The 16503-nt window shown below is 70.4% G+C and carries 16 protein-coding genes and 1 pseudogene; 8 read left to right on the forward strand and 9 right to left on the reverse strand.

Annotated elements, in window-relative coordinates; genetic code table 11:
* Positions 1 to 187: 187 nt before the first annotated feature.
* Together MQH10_RS25080 and MQH10_RS25085 are read left to right on the forward strand one after the other, a co-directional pair.
* On the forward strand, positions 188 to 1054 hold the full coding sequence (locus tag MQH10_RS25080) for a 50S ribosomal protein L11 methyltransferase (RefSeq protein WP_242566701.1): 867 nt from the start codon (positions 188 to 190) through the stop codon (positions 1052 to 1054).
* The gene (locus MQH10_RS25085) at positions 1054 to 1449 is read left to right on the forward strand and encodes a hypothetical protein (RefSeq protein WP_242566702.1); all 396 of its coding nucleotides are present in this window, start codon (positions 1054 to 1056) and stop codon (positions 1447 to 1449) included. The genes MQH10_RS25080 and MQH10_RS25085 overlap by 1 nt, the downstream gene beginning before the upstream one ends.
* On the opposite strand, the gene MQH10_RS25090 is transcribed toward MQH10_RS25085, so the two are convergent.
* From MQH10_RS25090 to MQH10_RS25100, 3 genes are all read right to left on the reverse strand, one after another.
* The gene (locus MQH10_RS25090) at positions 1446 to 1985 is read right to left on the reverse strand and encodes a carbonic anhydrase (RefSeq protein WP_242566703.1); all 540 of its coding nucleotides are present in this window, start codon (positions 1983 to 1985) and stop codon (positions 1446 to 1448) included. The genes MQH10_RS25085 and MQH10_RS25090 overlap by 4 nt on opposite strands.
* Before the next feature lie 61 nt (positions 1986 to 2046).
* The gene (locus tag MQH10_RS25095) at positions 2047 to 2373 is read right to left on the reverse strand and encodes a GIY-YIG nuclease family protein (protein ID WP_242566704.1); all 327 of its coding nucleotides are present in this window, start codon (positions 2371 to 2373) and stop codon (positions 2047 to 2049) included.
* Positions 2374 to 2448: 75 nt separating this feature from the next.
* Entirely contained in the window at positions 2449 to 3018 is a 570-nt protein-coding gene (locus MQH10_RS25100; RefSeq protein WP_242566705.1) for a GNAT family N-acetyltransferase, read from the reverse strand.
* A gap of 239 nt (positions 3019 to 3257) precedes the next feature.
* On the opposite strand from MQH10_RS25100, the gene MQH10_RS25105 reads away from it, so the two are divergent.
* The 3 genes from MQH10_RS25105 to MQH10_RS25115 are packed head-to-tail and all read left to right on the forward strand — an operon-like array spanning position 3258 to position 6409.
* Entirely contained in the window at positions 3258 to 5072 is a 1815-nt protein-coding gene (locus tag MQH10_RS25105) for an aminopeptidase P family protein (RefSeq protein ID WP_242566715.1), read from the forward strand.
* An 18-nt stretch (positions 5073 to 5090) separates the two neighbouring features.
* Positions 5091 to 5567, forward strand: a complete 477-nt coding sequence (locus MQH10_RS25110) for a hypothetical protein (protein WP_242566706.1) — start codon at positions 5091 to 5093, stop codon at positions 5565 to 5567.
* Positions 5564 to 6409: a class I SAM-dependent methyltransferase gene (locus MQH10_RS25115; RefSeq protein ID WP_242566707.1), complete on the forward strand. Its 846-nt coding sequence runs from the start codon at positions 5564 to 5566 to the stop codon at positions 6407 to 6409. Before MQH10_RS25110 ends, MQH10_RS25115 begins: the two co-directional genes overlap by 4 nt.
* A gap of 192 nt (positions 6410 to 6601) precedes the next feature.
* Here the strand turns inward: MQH10_RS25115 and MQH10_RS25120 are convergent, their stop codons facing one another.
* Positions 6602 to 7297: an SDR family NAD(P)-dependent oxidoreductase gene (locus MQH10_RS25120; protein ID WP_242566708.1), complete on the reverse strand. Its 696-nt coding sequence runs from the start codon at positions 7295 to 7297 to the stop codon at positions 6602 to 6604.
* A gap of 175 nt (positions 7298 to 7472) precedes the next feature.
* Here MQH10_RS25120 and MQH10_RS25125 point away from each other — a divergent pair, with 175 nt between their 5' ends.
* The 3 genes from MQH10_RS25125 to MQH10_RS26990 all read left to right on the forward strand — a co-directional run bounded on the left by MQH10_RS25125 (position 7473) and on the right by MQH10_RS26990 (position 9510).
* Complete coding sequence (locus MQH10_RS25125; protein ID WP_242566709.1) at positions 7473 to 7712, forward strand: cupin domain-containing protein; 240 nt, start codon at positions 7473 to 7475, stop codon at positions 7710 to 7712.
* 234 nt (positions 7713 to 7946) lie between these two features.
* Positions 7947 to 8285: a YciI family protein gene (locus MQH10_RS25130; RefSeq protein ID WP_242566710.1), complete on the forward strand. Its 339-nt coding sequence runs from the start codon at positions 7947 to 7949 to the stop codon at positions 8283 to 8285.
* 154 nt (positions 8286 to 8439) lie between these two features.
* Positions 8440 to 9510: a tetratricopeptide repeat protein gene (locus tag MQH10_RS26990; protein ID WP_242566711.1), complete on the forward strand. Its 1071-nt coding sequence runs from the start codon at positions 8440 to 8442 to the stop codon at positions 9508 to 9510.
* 156 nt (positions 9511 to 9666) lie between these two features.
* Here MQH10_RS26990 and ligA read toward each other — a convergent pair whose 3' ends face one another.
* The 5 genes and pseudogenes from ligA to MQH10_RS25160 form a co-directional block, all read right to left on the reverse strand.
* A complete protein-coding gene (gene ligA, locus MQH10_RS25140) occupies positions 9667 to 12015 on the reverse strand; it encodes an NAD-dependent DNA ligase LigA (RefSeq protein WP_242566712.1) in 2349 nt (782 codons plus the stop codon).
* Positions 12008 to 13705: a DNA repair protein RecN gene (gene recN, locus MQH10_RS25145; protein ID WP_242566713.1), complete on the reverse strand. Its 1698-nt coding sequence runs from the start codon at positions 13703 to 13705 to the stop codon at positions 12008 to 12010. The genes ligA and recN overlap by 8 nt, the downstream gene beginning before the upstream one ends.
* A 96-nt stretch (positions 13706 to 13801) precedes the next feature.
* A complete protein-coding gene (locus MQH10_RS25150; protein WP_419720803.1) occupies positions 13802 to 14770 on the reverse strand; it encodes an outer membrane protein assembly factor BamD in 969 nt (322 codons plus the stop codon).
* A 191-nt stretch (positions 14771 to 14961) separates the two neighbouring features.
* Positions 14962 to 15855 (reverse strand): UDP-3-O-acyl-N-acetylglucosamine deacetylase, encoded by an 894-nt coding sequence (gene lpxC, locus MQH10_RS25155; RefSeq protein WP_242566714.1) that lies wholly within the window; start codon positions 15853 to 15855, stop codon positions 14962 to 14964.
* Between the two features lie 245 nt (positions 15856 to 16100).
* Positions 16101 to 16503, reverse strand: a pseudogene (locus MQH10_RS25160) (cell division protein FtsZ); the annotation flags it as partial.

Raw genomic sequence — 16503 nt, forward strand, 5'->3', positions numbered from 1 at the left:
CCACGCCAGTGACGCCGCCGCGATGGTCCGAGGCGCCCCGCCCCCGCCGCCCCCCCTCCTTGGGCGGCGACATCCTGGCCGGCATGGACAGCTACGCCCCGCCCACCCCGCCCGATCCGGGCGTTCCCAACCCGCCGGCCTACTGAGGCCCCTCGCCTTTGGCGCCCTTAGGCACTAGAGGGGGCGCATGACCGACGACGCCGTCCAGATCATCGCCCGTGGGCCCCGCGCCGTGGCTGAAGCCGCCGCGACCGCCATCGATTCCGACGTCCTGCTGGAGGGCGCGACCTATTCCATCCTGGAAGAGGACGAGGATCACGACGTCTGGCGCATCGACGCCTTCCCGACCTCACAGGAGGAGATCGACGGCCTGGTCGCCCGGCTCGCCGACTATCCCGAGCTGCGGGTGGTGGTCGAGAAGCTGGCCGACGCCGACTGGCTGGCCATGTCCCTGTCCGGCTTGCCGCCTGTGCGCGCCGGCCGGTTCTTCATTTTCGGCGCCCATGACAAGGGCCGCGCCCCCACCAACACCGTCAATCTGCGCATCGAGGCCGGGGCCGCCTTCGGCACCGGCCACCACGGCACCACGGTCGGCTGCCTCATCGCCTATGACGCCCTGCTGAAGGCGCGCCGCTTCAAGCGCGTGCTCGACGTGGGCGCCGGCACCGGCGTCCTGGCCATCGCCGCGGCCCGCACCGGCACCCCGATCGCGGTCGGCACCGACATCGACAAGCCGTCGGTCCGCATCGCCGGCGAGAACGCCAAGCTCAACAAGGCCGGCGCCCGCTTCGTCTACGCCTCGGGCCTGGGCCACCGGGCCGTGCGCGTCCAGGCGCCCTACGACCTGGTGTTCGCCAACATCCTCGCCCCGCCGCTGGTGGCGCTGGCCCAGGACATCAAGGGCGCCCTGGTCCCCGGCGGCATCGCCATTCTGTCCGGCCTGCTGCGCACCCAGGAGCGCCGGGTCCTCGCCGCCTATCGCTCCCGCGGCTTCCGCCTGATGCGCCGCATCCACCGCGACGCCTGGGCCGCCCTCGTATTGGTGAAAGCCTGATGGCGACCGACGGCGGCTTCGAGGACGATCCCGGCGTCGAACCCGAAGGCGCGCCGCCGGAGGCCGCGCCCATCCGCGAGAAGCGTCCGCTCTGGCCGACGGCCCTGCTCCTGGCCCTGGCCGCACTGCTGATCTTCCTGTTCATCAAGTGGGTCAGCCCGGACTCGACCGCGCCGGACGCCGCCCCCGCCGAGACGTCCGACTCCGCCGACCCCTCCGGGGTCGCGCCCGCCGCCAGCCCCGACGCCGCGCCCTCGGCGAGCGCACCGGCCGACCTGACCGCCCCCGGCCCGATCACCTCCTCCAGCGTGCCCCCGACCGCCGACACCTCCAACGGCCAGGACAAGGGCGCCCAGGACAGCTCGGCCCTGATCGGCGGCTACACCCCCCACTAGGCGATCGGCAGCACCGAGCCGTCGAGCGCCATCAGGCCCAGTTCGACCTCGAGGTGCGGATAGCGCGTGAGCACGGTCGAGCGCAGGGCGTAGAGCTGGGTCACATGGCTCTTCAGCTCGGTGTCCGGATCCTTCACCGCCGCCTCGCCCAGCAGGAGCTTGTAGGCGCCGCAGTCGCGGTGATCGATGACGATCAGCTTGTGGATCTGGTGCAGCTGGATCGCGAGATCGAGATGGGCCCAGAAGACCTCGGTCCAACTGGGATACTTGTCGTTCAGGGCGCCCAGCGACGCGCCGGCCAGGATGATCTGATCGTACTTCTCGGTCAGGCCCCGCTGGTCCATGTAGCGGGTGACGTCGTTGGTCAGCCGGTAGTCCATGCAGTTCAGCAGCAGGGCGTCCGCATGGCCGGCCGCGAAGGCCCGCTGCGGGGTGAGGCTGGTCAGCAGGCTGACGCCGCCACCGAGCACGATGGCGCCCAGCGCGGCCCGCCGCGAATAGCCCGCGCCCCTCGGCGCATGATCACAGCAGCTCATGGTCCCCTCCCCGTTCCCTGGCCGGGAGGGTCGGCTCATGCGCGGCGAATGTCCACCGGCCTCAGGCGGCGCCGATCAGCGGCTTGGCGGCCAGGGCCTCGACCCAGTGAGCCACCCGCCGCTTCAACAGGTCCGTCTTGCCCATGGGGGTCAGCTTGTCGTCGTCGAGGGTCTCAAGGATCTCGTAGCTGAAGGCGTCCGCGCCATGCGCCTGGATCGCGGCCTGCAGGCCCCGGTTCGGATGCTTGCCCATCTTCAGGCTGAACCGCACCGAGTTCTCCTGGGCGGCCAGGTTGGCGCTCGCGCCGATCCACAGCTCCCCGCTCGGCGCACAGCGCAGGCCGAAGACCCCGAACGGCGTCTTGGCTTCCTTATAGGCTTGGACCATGTCCCGGCGGCGTGACTTTTCCATGCGCGCCCTATGCCCCAGCGGCGGGCGTTTGTCAATTATACCCGGACAAAATTAGCGACCCCATTCCTCCGCCAGCAGAGCGTAGAAGTGAGTGTCGCGCCATTGGCCGCGGGGCTTCAGGTGCTTGATGAAGGTCCCTTCCCGCCGCATGCCGAGCTTCTCCATGATCCCCCAGGAGCCGTGGTTCTCGACGTCGCAGGTCGCCCACACCCGGTGCAGGCCCAGCGGACCAAACGCCGCCCCGAGCACCGCCCGCGCGGCCTCCGTGCCGATCCCCTGCCCCCAGGCGTCGGGATGATAGGTATAGCCGAAGTCGGCCGTGCGGTTGGCCTCGTCCTGGATGGTCAGGCGGATCGAGCCGATCACCCGGCCCTGGCGCTTGTCCTCCACCACCAAACTGACCTCGGTCCGCGGCCAGCGGGCGGCGACCTCCAGCCAGTGGTCGAGCACGGTCCGGGTCATCTCCGGCGTGTTGGGGCCCCAGGCCATGTAGCGCACCACCTCGGGCCGCTCGGCATAGGCGTGGATGTCGTCGAAATCCTCCGGCCGCGGATCGCGCAGGATCAGGCGTTCGGTCTCAAGGGGAAACCATGGCGGCGTGTCGTCGGCGATGAGCGGCATATCGAGCTTTCCGAGAGGGGGATCGGAGGGGCTCGTCTGGCGACCCCGGCCGATCTGGCGGGGTCTGGTCGTCTGGGGCCTGCTTAGGGCGCGCGAAGACGACCGACCCCGAGGGGGGCGTGCGAATTCGAACCACAGGCGGCGACGAACGAGATCATGGGGAAAGACTACCCGTCTCTCGGCGAAAAGCGCAAGCCGCGCCCTTTGCGGGGGCCTCGCGAACCGCTTACATGCCCCCCATGCGTCAGACCTTCAACGAAACCACCGACCGCTCCTTCGGGCCCCGCCACGTCCCCCTGATCCGCCAGGCCATGGCCGAGCAGGGGCTGGACGGCTTCCTCGTGCCGCACGAGGACGAGCACCAGAACGAGTACCTGCCTGCCGCCAATGACCGGCTGGCCTGGGCCACCGGCTTCACCGGCTCGGCCGGCGCCGCGGTGATCCTCAAGGACAGGGCTGCGGTCTTCGTCGACGGTCGCTACACCCTGCAGGTCCGCGACCAGGTGGACGCCGCCACCTTCGAGATCCGCGACCTGGTCGAGGGCGGCGTCCCCGCCTATCTGGAGGCCGCCACCGCCAAGGGCCAGGTCCTGGGCTACGACCCCCGCCTGCACAGCCCCGACGCCCTCGACCGCCTGCGCGCCGCCGCCGCCAAGACCGGGGCCCAGCTCAAGCCCGTCGATCCCAATCCGCTGGACCTCGCCTGGGGCGCCGCGCGCCCCGGCCAGCCTCAGGCGCCTGTGGTCGCCCATCCGCTGCAATTCGCCGGCGACGACTCGGCGACCAAACGCGCCAGGGTCGGCGGCGACGTGAAGGCCAAGGGGGCCGACGCCGCGGTCATCACCGCGCCCGCCTCCATCGCCTGGCTGTTCAATGTCCGCGGCGGCGACGTCATCCGCTCGCCCCTGCCGCTCGGCCAGGCCATCCTCAACAGCGACGGCACGGCGCGCCTGTTCCTCGACCCGGCCAAGGTCACCGAGGACCTGCCCGCCTGGCTCGGCAACCAGGTCACCCTGGAGACGCCGGACGACCTGCCCCAGGCGCTGGCGGACCTCGCCGGCAAGAAGGTGCTGGTCGATCCCGGCCAGTCCTCGGCCTGGTACTTCGAGGCCCTGAAGGCGGCCGGCGCCGGCATCGTGCGCGGCGATGATCCCTGCGCCCTGCCGCGGGCCTGCAAGTCCAAGGTCGAGATCGCCGGCACGACGGAGGCTCACGCCCGCGACGGGGTGGCGCTGGCCAACTTCCTCCACTGGCTGGCCACCGAGGGCCAGGTCAATCCGCCCGACGAGATCGAGGCGGTCACCAAGCTGGAAGGCTTCCGCGAGGCGACCGGGGCGCTGAAGGACCTCTCCTTCGACACCATCGCCGGCGCCGCCTCCAATGGCGCCATCGTCCACTACCGGCCGACCGAGCGCCTCAACAAGCGCACGGACCACGGCGCCCTGCTGCTTGTGGATTCCGGCGCCCAGTATCTCGACGGCACCACGGACGTGACCCGCACGGTGGCCATCGGCGCGCCCAGCCGGGAGATGGCCGAGCGCTTCACCCTGGTGCTCAAGGGCCACCTGGCTCTGGCCGCCATCCGCTTCCCGCCCGGCACCACCGGCTCGGCCCTGGACGTGCTGGCCCGCGCGCCGCTGTGGGCGCAAGGCCTCGACTACGACCACGGCACCGGCCATGGCGTCGGCGTCTATCTGGGCGTCCACGAAGGGCCCCAGCGGATCTCCAAGCTACCCAACTTCGTCGCCCTGCAGCCCGGCATGATCCTCTCCAACGAGCCGGGCTACTACAAGGAAGGCGCCTACGGCATCCGCATCGAGAACCTGCAATATGTGACCGAGGCCGCCCCGATCCCTGGCGGCGAACGGCCCATGCTGGGCTTCGAGACCCTGACCCTGGCCCCCATCGACCGCCGCCTGATCGTGGTCGACATGCTCACCCCGGCCGAGCGCGCCCAGATGGACGCCTATCATGCCCGGGTCCTGGCGGTGGTCGGGCCGCGCGTGGAACCCGTCGTTCGCGCCTGGCTCGAAGAGGTCTGCGCGCCGCTCTAGGCGCCGGGAGACATGACCATGAAGACCGCCCTCGTCGCCCTGGCCTTCGCCGGCCTGGCCCAATCCGCCCCGGCCGCCGCGCCCGCCGATCCTGAACGCGCGGCGATTCTGGCCAAGGTGGACGGCTTCTTCGCCGCCATGCGAACCCAGGACGCCAAGGCGCTCGCCGACACCCAGTTCACCGACGGGACCTTCACCGTCCAGCGCCAGCAGGCCGACGGTCATTTCGAGCTGCAAAGGCCGCCGGTCGCGGGCGTGATCGCCAGCATGGCCCAGAGGTCGGGCCTCGACGAGCACATCTGGGATCCCACCGTCCTGAGGCGCGGACCGCTCGCCGTGGTCTGGGCGCCCTATGAGTTCAAGCTCAACGGCAAGACCAGCCATTGCGGGATCGACGTCTTCAACCTGGTCCAGACCGGCGGCGAATGGAAGATCTCCGGCCTGAGCTGGACCCAGGAGCCGACCGCCTGCGCCGAGCTCGGCGTCAAGCCATGACCGACGCCGCCGCCAACGCCGCCCAGATCGCCTATTGGAACGAGGCCGCCGGCCCGGCCTGGGCCGCCCTGCAGATCCAGCTCGACCGGCAGATCGGCCCCCTCGGCCGCGCCGCCCAGGCGGCGCTCAATGCTCAGGCTGGCGAGCACATCCTCGACATCGGCTGCGGCTGCGGCGAATCCAGTCTGGAGCTGGCCCGCGCCGTCGGCCCGTCCGGCTCTGTGACCGGCTTCGACATCTCCCGACCCATGCTGGAGATCGCCCGGTCCCGCGCGGCCGAGGCCACCCTACCTCAGGCCGGTTTCATCGAGGCCGACGCCCAGACCCACCCGTTTCCGCCCGGCGCCGCCGACGCCATGTTCTCCCGCTTCGGGGTGATGTTCTTCGCCGACCCGACCGCCGCCTTCGCCAATATCCGCCAAGGCCTGAAGCCCGGCGGGCGGCTGGCCTTTGTCTGCTGGCGGGCGATGGCGCAGAACCCGATCATGACCCTGCCGCTCGCCTCGGCGGCCCACCTCCTGCCGCCCGCCGCCCCGCCCGAACCCGGTGCGCCCGGCCCCTTCGCCTTCGCCGATAAGGACCGGACCTCAGCCATTCTCGCGGCCGCCGGCTTCACCGACATCGTCTTCACCCCGCGCGACCAGAAGATCGGCAGCGGCGACCTCGAGACCACGCTCAGCCTCTCCCTGCGCATCGGCCCGCTCGGCGGCATGCTCCGCGAAAACCCTGACCAGCGCGAAGCGGTCATCGACGCCGTCCGCGCCGCGCTCCGCCCCCACGAGGGCCCGGACGGCGTGCTTCTGGACTCCGCGACCTGGATCGTGACCGCGCGAAACGGGTGAACGGTTGGGGGGCGAGGTCGAAGGCAGACCCGCCGAACTCCGACAAGATTGGAGGCTGAGTGGAAACGCGCTGTTGCGCCCTTCTGGGAGTTGGGTCGGCGACAGCACTGTGAGGCCGGGCCGTCGGTGGCCGAGGCGCATCGGCGGCTGGGCATGCCCGTTCCCTGAGAGCCCTGTCGGCAGCCAGACCTGTCAGCCGACGCGAGCCCTGAGGTCGGCGCGGGCCTTGTACAGGTCCCAGAATGTCTGGGCGACCGCGCCGCTCTCGACCATCGGGACGCCGGGCGCTTCCGGTCCCGTGCCCCTGACCACGCCGGCGATGGTCACCTCGCCGACATAGACGCCTTCGTCCTTTAGGCGCGCCGCCAGCAGCCCGACCAGCTTGGCTTTGGCGGCGTTGGCGAGCGCCACCCCATGGGCGCCATGGGCGACCGCGAAGCCGTCCATCATCGGGCTGAGATCTCCATAGGCGCCGTTGGTGACCAGAACGGCGCCGTTCCCGGCCGTCTTCAGATCCGTAAGGGCTGCCTGAACCGTCGCCAGCAGCCCGACGAGCGCCACGTCGAAGAGACCGCTCACGGCCTTGGGATCCACAGCCAGCAGGTCGCCGAAGCCCTGGCCGCTGAAGGCGTTCCAGTGGATCGCGCCGATCGGACCGAGCGCGGCCCGGGCCTGGGCGATGGCGTCGCGGAGCGCGGTCGGGTCGCCGGCGTCGGCGGGGAAGCCTTCGGCGGCAATCCCCTTGGCCTTGAGGGCCTCAGCGCCCTCCGCAAGCTTCGCTGCGTTGCGCGCGACCAGGGCGACGGAAAACCCCTCAGCGCCGAACCGCTCGGCTACGGCGGTCGAGACGCCCGGCCCGAACCCCACTATGACAATGGTCTTCGACATGGCGCGCCTCAAGGTGAAGGTCTGAAGCCTTCGATCCTAGGCGCTGCTTACGGGCTTGGCGAGCCGCCCGTCAGCCGCCGATGCGCCGTCCTGCCGCGCGACGGCAACCCGGCGGAACAATCCCTCGCCCCTGCCGTTCATCGCCCGGGTTTGTGACCTCGGACAGGGCGGACATATGGACAGGATCAAGGACATCGGGCCGCAGCCACAGGCCTTCGACATCGAGGCCGCGACCAAGGCCAACACGAACTACCGCTCTGTCGCCTGGAGCGGCCGCTATCTGCAGGTCACCCTGATGTCGATCCCGGTCGGCGGGGACATCGGCCTGGAAGCCCACCCGGAAACCGATCAGTTCCTGCGCCTCGACGCCGGTCAGGGCCGCGCCGCAGAAGCCCTACGCCGCCGCGCCGGCTGAGATTCGGCTTGAGTCTCCGCCTGCGCGGGATGAGCGGATGTTCTTGCACCGCCCCGCCCCGACCCCGCTCCTCCCCGCGAAGGCGGGGACCCAAGCTGAGGTCGCGGGTGGCTGGGGGCCGGTGAGGCGCGCGGGCGTTTCCTGCGGAGATTTTGTCGGCTTCCCGTCCAGCCGTTTGTTCATAGGGTGAAGACCGGGCGTCGCGCCCGCCCGCAAGCCGTCACGGAGCCCGTCATGACCCGGTACCTCGTCGCCATTCACCGCCCGGACGACTACGACCCGGCCGTCGAGGACGAGGCGATGGGCCGCGAGATCAGCGCGCTCAATGCGGAGATGGTGGCGGCGGGCGTGCGGACCTTCGTCGGCGGCCTGGAGCCGACCGGGCGGACGAGGTCGCTGCGGCTCGGGCCCGGCGGCCAAGTGCTGGTCACCGACGGGCCCTATCTGGAGACCAAGGAATATGTGGGCGGCTTCTGGGTGCTGGACTGCGCCGACCTGGACGCGGCCCTGGCGTGGGGCCGCAAGACCGCGATCGCCTGTCGGGCCTCGGTGGAGGTGCGGCCGTTCATCTGAGCGGCAAGCGCACCACAAGTCCTCGCCATCCAAAGGTGAAATGGGCGCAAGGCCCCGCGCCTGACCATCAAGCTGCGGCCGCACCGATAAGCGACACCCAGGCCCGGAGCACCTCACGGTTGCATGTGTGATAGGTCTCCGCCAAGCTTCACGGGTGCGCCGTCTTCTGATCGCCCTTTTCGCCAGTCTCTCGGCGCTTTCCGCCTCCCCCACAGCGGCGACGGCAGCGGAACACCGCTTGAACAATCCTGGGTGGGAGCGGGTCAACGCGGCCATCGGACGGAAGGACTATTCCGAGGCGCGCCGGATTGCAGAGGACCTCGCGTCCAAGGGAGATCCCGACGCGATCAATGGACTTGCCGTACTGGTCGGAGAAGGTGTCGGCGGTCCAGCAGACCCTGCGCGGTCTCAAGACCTTATGGAACGGGCCGCGACCCTGGGTTCCGTCGCCGCGAAGCTGAACATCGCCCGGTCGCTCGCCTCGGCTCCCGATCAGAGCCAGTGGCCGCGAGCCCTCAGCCTGTTGCAGGAGGTCGTCAAGGACCGGAAGCTGGCGCAGGGCGCCTACTATCCGCTGGGTCGCATCATGACGTTCGCCGGTCATGGCCCGGACGAACTGCGTCAGGGCGTGGAATATCTCAAACGGGCCGTCGAATTCGAGCCCGCCAATGCCGACGCCCAGTTCCTGGTGGGGCGCGCCTTCCAGGGGGGCTGGGGCGGAACCGAGACGAACCCGAAGGCGGCGTTCGCCCATTTCGAGGCGGCCGCAAAGCTCGGCGATGGCCGCGCGTTGCGCTACATCGGCATGGCGCGGCTCCAGGGCGCAGGCGTCGAACAGAACCCGGCCGCCGCCCTGGTGGATTTCAAGGCCGCCGCGGAGCGCGGAAATGTCTGGGCGATGATCGACATCGCCGTGATGCTGGCCACCGGCGAGGGCGTGCCAGCCGACCCGCCGCAGGCGCGCGACTGGTACGCGAAGGCGGCTAGTCGCGGGTCGGCTCATGGTCTGCGGGGATTGGGCGTGATGCTCTACAGGGGGGAAGGCGGAGCTAAGGATTTGGTCCTAGGGCGCGCCTACCTGGAGCTTGCCGTCGCCGGGGGCGACGACCTGGCGCAGCAGGTCGCACACGAGCTATTCGGAGAGCTCTCACAAGCCGATCGGGCGGCCGTGGACCAGGCGAAGGCCGACTGGCTGAAGACCCATCCAACGCCTCGGGCTGACTAGCCGGCCGGGGAGACGCCAGCGCCAGTTGCGGTGGCTGATAGCCGCTCCGCAGGCCCCGGCTGTGGCGAGCGGACGACCCTTTGCACCCGTCTTCTTCGCGAAGCCGAAAGGCGGCTTGGGTCCCCGCCTTCGCGGGGAAGAGCGGATGGGGAACGCCTACCCGCCGACCATCGCCAGCCACTCGTCCTCGGTCATCACCTGGATGCCGAGCTCGGTGGCGGTCTTGAGCTTGGAGCCGGCGCCGGGGCCGGCGACGACCAGGTCGGTCTTCTTGGACACCGAGCCCGAGACCTTGGCGCCCAGCCGTTCCGCCTGGGCCTTGGCCTCGTCGCGGGTCATGCGTTCCAGCGCGCCCGTGAAGACCACGGTCTTGCCGGCGACGGCGGTGTCGGTCTTGGGCTTCTCGGCCGGGATCACCGACAGTTCGGCCAGCAGGGCGTCAACCCGGGCGCGGTTGTGCTCCTCGCCGAAGAACTCGGCGACCATCCGGGCGGCGACCGGCCCGACCGCGTCGACCCCCGCCAGCTCCAGGAAGTCCTCCCCCGCCTTGCCGGAGAGCGCCGCGCGGGCCGCGGCCTCGAAGCGCTCCCAGTCGCCGAAGCGCTCGGCGATGGCGCGCCGCGCCGTGGCGTTGAGCTTGGGCAGGGTCAGGCGCAGGCGCTCCTCCAGGCTGGCCTCTGACGGGATCAGCAGGTCCTGGCTGGGCTGGGCCGCCCAGGCCAGCACCGCCTCCAGCGCCGTCGGCCCCACCCCGTCGAGGTCGGCGAGCGCATGATAGGCCTCGGTCGGCCTCTGGGCCTCGGCCGCCGCCCCGGCGGCGACAAAGCGCTCCACAGTCTCATAGTGGCGAGCGAGCGCCGTGGAGGTCGTCTCCCCCACATGGCGGATGCCCAGGCCGAAGATGAAGCGGTCGAGGGGGATGGCGCGGCGCGCCTCGATATTGGCGACCAGATTGCCGACGCTGGTCTCGCCATAACCCTCGGTCTGGCGAAGCTCGGTCAGCTTCTCCTCGTCCCGGGCCAGGCGGAAGATGTCGGCCGGCTCGCGGATCCAGCCGCGCTCGAAGAAGGCGGTCAGCTGCTTTTCGCCCAGGCCCTCGATGTCATAGGCGCGGCGGGAGACGAAGTGGCGCAGGTGCTCGATACGCTGGAACGGACAGGCCAGTTCCCCGGTGCAGCGGCGCACCACGGTCTCGGCGCCCGAGGCGGTGGTCTCCCGCGCCAGCGGCGTCTGCAGCGGACAGGGGCAGACGTGTGGAAACTCGAACGGCACGGCGTCGGCCGGCCGCTCGTCCAGCACCGCGCCGACGATCTGGGGGATCACGTCCCCGGCCCGCTGGACAATCACCGTGTCGCCGACCCGCAGGTCCTTGCGGGCGATCTCGTCGCCATTGTGCAGGGTGGCGTTCTCCACCACCACGCCGCCGACCGTCACCGGATGCAGCCGGGCGACGGGGGTCACGGCGCCGGTGCGGCCGACCTGCAGGTCGATGGATTCCAGGATGGTGCGGGCTTGCTGGGCGGGAAACTTGCGCGCGATCGCCCAGCGCGGCGTGCGGGTGATGAAGCCCAGCCGGGCCTGCCAGTCCAGGCGGTCGGCCTTATAGACCACCCCGTCGATGTCGAAGCTGAGCTTGGGGCGCAGGACCTCCATGCGGGCATAGGCCGCCAGCAGACCCGCCGCCCCCTCCACCCGCTCCGACTGCGGCGTGGTCGAGAAACCCCAGGACTTCAGCGCCTGCAGCGCCTCCCACTGGGTCTGCGCGAACGGTTCGCTGATCAGGCCCCAGGCATAGGCGAAGAACTTCAGCGGCCGGGTCGCGGTGATCTTCGGGTCGATCTGGCGGAGCGACCCGGCCGCCGCATTGCGCGGATTGGCGTAGGTCTTCTGGCCGGCCTCGAGCGCGGCGGCATTGAGCGCGGCGAACTCCTCGTGGCCCAGATAGACCTCGCCGCGCACCTCGATCACCTCCGGCCAACCGGAGCCCGAGAGCCGCTTGGGAATGTCCGAGACCGTGCGCAGGTTCTCGGTGACGTCCTCGCCGACCTTGCCGTCGCCGCGGGTCGCGCCCTGCACCAGGACGCCGCGCTCATAGCGCAGCGAGGCCGACAGGCCGTCGATCTTGGGCTCGGCCGTATAGGCCACCACCTCGTCGGTCAGTCGCAGGAACCGCCGCACCCGAGCGTCGAAGTCGACCGCATCCTCGTCGGAAAAGGCGTTGTCGAGGCTCAGCATCGGCACGCCGTGCTCGACCGGCGAGAACTGCTCGGCCCGCGCCGCGCCGACCCTCAGCGAGGGCGAATTCTCGCGGATCAGGTGCGGAAAGGCCGCCTCGATCGCGGCGTTGCGCTGCTTCAGCGCGTCATAGTCGGCGTCCGAGATCGTCGGCGCGTCGTGCTGGTAATAGCGGCTGTCATGGCCGGCGATCTCGTCGGCGAGGCGGGTGAGCTCCTCGACCGCTTCGGCTTCGGTGAGGTCGGCGACGGGGGTCTTGGCGTCAGGCATGCATCAGGGCCCGGGCGGCCGCGCGGGCGGCGTCGGTGATCTGGGCGCCGGCGAGCATGCGGGCGATCTCCTCCTCGCGCTCGGCCTCGGTCAGGGGCTCGACCGCGGTGCGGACCCGGTCGCCGTCGCCGGCCTTGGAGATCCGCCAATGGGCGTCGCCGCGGGCGGCCACCTGGGGCGAGTGGGTCACGACCAGCACCTGGGCGCTGGCGGCCAGCTTCTTCAGCCGCAGGCCGACGGCGTCGGCGACGGCGCCGCCCACCCCCTGGTCGACCTCGTCGAAGATCATCAGGGGCTGGGCGCCGGCCGCGCGGGCGGCCAACGAGGCCTTTAGCGCCAGGGCGAAACGGGCCAGTTCGCCGCCCGACGCGATGGCCCCCAGGTCGCCGAACGGCGCGCCGGGATTGGTGGCGATCTCGAAGGCGACGCGATCCTGGCCGGTCGGCCCGACCTTGTCCTCCGCCAGGGCCTCGACGGCGACCCGGAACCTGGCCTTGTCGAGCTTGAGCGGCGCGAGTTCGCTCTCCACCGCCACGGCCAGGCGTTCGCCGGCGGCGCGGCGGGCCTGGCTGAGCTCGGAGGCGGCGGCGAGATAGGCGGCGCGAGCGGCGGCGACCGCGGCCTCGGCGGCCTTCAGATCGTCCTCGCTGGACTCCATGGCCCGCAACTGGTCGGCGAACCGGACGCGCAGGGTGGGCAGTTCCTCGACGCTGACCTGAAGCTTGCGGGCCATGCCGCGCAGCTCGAACAGACGCTCCTCGGCCTTTTCCAATCGGTCGGGGCGGAAGTCGAAGGCCTCGGCGGCGAGGTCTACCGCGGCTTCGGCCTCCTGCACTTCGCTGAACACCCGATCGACGGCGGCGCTGGCGGCGGCCAACCGCGTGACCGCGGCGGCGTCCTCCCCCGCCCCGGCCGCCAGGGCGCGAGTGCGGGCGTGCTCCAGGGCGCGGACCGCCTGGGCCAGGCGGTTCGACAGGCCGTCAAAGGCGCCGCGGGCGTCGCTGATGTCGGTGAGCGCCTTCTCGGCCGCGCCCAGAATGGCGCGCTCCTCGGCCAGCGCCGTCTCCTCCCCCGGCTGCGGGGCGAGGCGGTCGAGCTCGGACAGACGCAGCGCCAGCTCCTCCGCGTCGGCGGCGGCGCGGCTGACGATCTCGCGCAGTTCCTCGGCGCGGGTCCGGGCGCCTCGCCAGTCGGCCCAGCGGGCGGCGACCGTCTTGGCCATCGGCCCCAGCGAGCCATAGGCGTCGAGCAGGGGGCGATGGGTGCGGGCGTCCAGCAGGCCGACCGTCTCGTGCTGGCCATGGACCTCGATCAGCTGTTCGCCCAGCTCGCGCAGCACGCCCACGCTGGTCGCCTGGTCATTGACGAAGGCGCGGCTGCGGCCGTCGGCGCCCAGGGTCCGGCGCAGAACCAGGTCCTCGTCCTTGGCGTAGGACAGGCCCTTCTCTTCCAGGATATCCCAGACGGGATGGTCGGGCGCCGGGGCGAACACCGCCGAGGCCGCCGCCTGGCTCGCGCCGCGCCGCACGAGGCCCGCGTCGGCGCGGGCGCCGGTCGCCAAGCCCAGGGCGTCGAGGATGATCGACTTCCCCGCCCCGGTCTCGCCGGTAAGCGCCGTCAGGCCCGGCCCGATGGACAGGTCCAGGGCTTCGATGAGCACGACGTCGCGGATCCACAGACCGATCAGCATGGGGGGCAAGATCGCCTGGAATCAGGCGTCCTGAAAGGCGCCACGGGCAACTATGTTCACTTTCGGTTCCAAAAAGCGGGCGCGGAGCCCCGGCGCCTAGTGCATGAAGGGCAGGTTCGAGAAGATGCTCTTGTGCTTGGGCTTGGGCGCCTTGATGGCCGTCGCCGCGGGGGGCGTATCGGCCCCGTCGGCGGCCGGCGGCTTGATGGTCTTGCCCTTGTCGTGGTTCACGAAGGGCAGGTTCGACAGGATGCCCTTGTGCTCCGCCTTGCCGTTCGGCTCGACCGCCGGGCGCAGGCCCTTGTCGGTTAGGAGCTGATAGGCGTCGCGATACCAGGGATCGCCCGGATAGTTGTAGCCGAGGACCGCGCCGTTCTTCTTGGCCTCGTCCATCAGGCCCAAGGTCAGATAAGCCTCGACCAGACGATAGAGGGCCTCCGGCGTGTGGGTCGTGGTCTGGTAGCGGTCGACCACGGTCTTGAAGCGGCCGATGGCGGCCAGCGTGTCGCCGTTGCGCAGATAGTAGCGGCCGATGGTCATTTCCTTGCCGCCCAGCTGGTCATTGACCATGTCGATCTTCAGGCGGGCGTCGGCGGCGTATTCGGTGGTCGGATAGCGCTGCACCACGTCGCGCAGATTATCCAGGGCTTGGCCGGTCGCCGCCTGGTCGCGGCCGACATCGACGATCTGCTCGAAATAGCAGATGGCCTTCAGATAGTGGGCGTAGGCCGCGGCCTGATTGCCGGGATACAGCGAGATGAAGCGGTCGGCGTCGCCGATGGCTTCGGCATAGTTGTCGGCCTGATAGTGGGCGTAGGCGGTCATCAGAATCGCCCGGCGCGACCATTCCGAATAGGGGTGCTGGCGCTCCACCTCGGCGAAGTAGTCGACGGCCTGGTTCCACAGCCCCTTGTCCAGCCGGTCCGCGCCGGTGGCGTAGAGCAGCTCGACGGGGCGCTCTTCGTAGACCAGCTTGGGCTTTTTCGGCTTGCCGGCGCACCCGGCGAGGGCGAGGGCGACGACCACGGCGGCGACGGCCGGACGAGCCCAGGAATTGCGAAGCAAGGACACCTTCACCTCAAAGACCAAAGCGCGCCCCCGCGCCGAAGAAGGACGGTTCTACACTAGGGGGGCGCGAGCGCAAACGGGATGACGGTCAGGGCTGTTCACACTCAAGCCCTCCCCTCCCAAGAGCTTCCTTGGGACGATATTATTGCGGCGAAATCGGGTCGCGATGGTCTCAGACCGGCACGGTCTCAGACCGCTTCGGCCAGTTCCTCGACGAAGGCGCGATAGCGCCAGGCGTGCGGGGCGGCCAGGAGGGCGCGCACCAGGGCGTTGTTGATGCCGTGACCGGCGAGGACGCCTTCGAAGCGGCCGAGCACCGGCGCGCCCAGCACGAACAGGTCGCCGATGGCGTCCAGCGCCTTGTGGCGCACGAACTCGTCCGGGCGGCGCAGGCCTTCCGGATTGAGGATGCGGTCGCCCTCGATGACGACGGCGTTGTCCATGGAGCCGCCGCGGGCCAGGCCCATGGCGCGCAGGGCCTCGACCTCATGCAGGAAGCCGAAGGTGCGGCAGTCGGCCAGTTCGTCGCGGAACGCCTGGTCGTCCATGACCAGGTCGACGCGCTGGCGGCCGATGGCGGCGGAGGCGAAGGAAATCTCGAAGGCGACCTCGAACTGGCTGGCGGGCGTCAGGGTCGCGCGCTTGTCGCCCTCGACCACCTCGATCTTGTCGAGGATCTCGATGAAGCGGCGCGGCTGGTCCTGGCGCCGGCGGCCGGCGCGGTCCAGCACCTGGATGAACGGCAGGGACGAGCCGTCCATGATCGGCATTTCCGGCCCGTCCAGTTCGACCACGGCGTTGTCGATCCCCGACATCACCAGGGCGGCCATCAGGTGTTCGATGGTGGCGACGGTCACGCCGGCGGCGTTGCCGATCACGGTGCCGAGCTGGGTCTTGCAGACCGCCTCCCCTGTCGCGAGGACACGGTTGTCGCGGTCGGTCACGTCGGTGCGGACGAAGACCACGCCGGTATTGGCCGGCGCGGGACGAACCGAGACGCGCGTATGGGCGCCCGTGTGCACGCCCACGCCGGCGAAGATGGCGGGGCCTTGCAGGGTGTGTTGATACGCGGAAGCAGCCAAGCTCGTCGTCCTCTGGACATGGTCCCTATGGATCGCGTGATCCGTAGAGCGCCCTACATGCCGGATAAGGTTTATGCTGCGGCGCCGCAAGACACGTCCTGTTTCCGAATGTTTCGAATCGGGACGGTTCAGAACCTGAGAAAATTCAAAGCTCAAGCCTTCGCTTCTGACGCGAGCGACGACGCCTGAAACGCGAAACGGCCGAGGTTTCCCTCGGCCGCTCGCAGATAGGTCTTATTGTAGAGCTAGTTGGCCAGGCGGCGCAGGAAGGACGGGATCTCCAGATCCTCCTGGGTCTCGGCCTGTTCCTGCTCCAGATGGGCTTCCGCCGGCTGGGCGCCGCCGCGGGCCGCGGGACGTGCGGCCGGGGCCGGAGCGTCATAGCGCGGACGGCTGCCGAACAGGCTGAGGAACCCGCCGCGCGCCGGGCGGCGATCTTCATAGGCCGGTTCGCCGAACAGCGGCTCATCGTCCTCGTCCGCCACGGCCGGATCGACGATCCGGGTCATGGGCTGCTGAGGCGCGGGCTGCGGTTGGGCCGCATAGCTCGGCTGCGGGCGGGCCGCGGCCGTGATCTGGGGTTCGACGCGAACCGGCTCCGGCGCGGCGCGGGGGCCGGGCGTGTAGAGGTCGGCGTTGCGGCGGGGG

Origin of the sequence: Phenylobacterium aquaticum, from assembly GCF_022695515.1 — a bacterium.
Lineage (GTDB): Bacteria > Pseudomonadota > Alphaproteobacteria > Caulobacterales > Caulobacteraceae > Phenylobacterium > Phenylobacterium aquaticum.

Coding starts and splice junctions, on each gene's coding strand:
- MQH10_RS25125 (WP_242566709.1), top strand. CDS start 7,473: ATGGACAGGATCAAGGACATCGGGCCGCAGCCACAGGCCTTCGACATC.
- MQH10_RS25085 (WP_242566702.1), top strand. CDS start 1,054: ATGGCGACCGACGGCGGCTTCGAGGACGATCCCGGCGTCGAACCCGAA.
- MQH10_RS25115 (WP_242566707.1), top strand. CDS start 5,564: ATGACCGACGCCGCCGCCAACGCCGCCCAGATCGCCTATTGGAACGAG.
- MQH10_RS25120 (WP_242566708.1), bottom strand. CDS start 7,297: ATGTCGAAGACCATTGTCATAGTGGGGTTCGGGCCGGGCGTCTCGACC.
- MQH10_RS25095 (WP_242566704.1), bottom strand. CDS start 2,373: ATGGTCCAAGCCTATAAGGAAGCCAAGACGCCGTTCGGGGTCTTCGGC.
- MQH10_RS25090 (WP_242566703.1), bottom strand. CDS start 1,985: ATGAGCTGCTGTGATCATGCGCCGAGGGGCGCGGGCTATTCGCGGCGG.
- MQH10_RS25080 (WP_242566701.1), top strand. CDS start 188: ATGACCGACGACGCCGTCCAGATCATCGCCCGTGGGCCCCGCGCCGTG.
- MQH10_RS25100 (WP_242566705.1), bottom strand. CDS start 3,018: ATGCCGCTCATCGCCGACGACACGCCGCCATGGTTTCCCCTTGAGACC.
- recN (WP_242566713.1), bottom strand. CDS start 13,705: ATGCTGATCGGTCTGTGGATCCGCGACGTCGTGCTCATCGAAGCCCTG.
- ligA (WP_242566712.1), bottom strand. CDS start 12,015: ATGCCTGACGCCAAGACCCCCGTCGCCGACCTCACCGAAGCCGAAGCG.
- MQH10_RS25110 (WP_242566706.1), top strand. CDS start 5,091: ATGAAGACCGCCCTCGTCGCCCTGGCCTTCGCCGGCCTGGCCCAATCC.
- MQH10_RS25105 (WP_242566715.1), top strand. CDS start 3,258: ATGCGTCAGACCTTCAACGAAACCACCGACCGCTCCTTCGGGCCCCGC.
- MQH10_RS25130 (WP_242566710.1), top strand. CDS start 7,947: ATGACCCGGTACCTCGTCGCCATTCACCGCCCGGACGACTACGACCCG.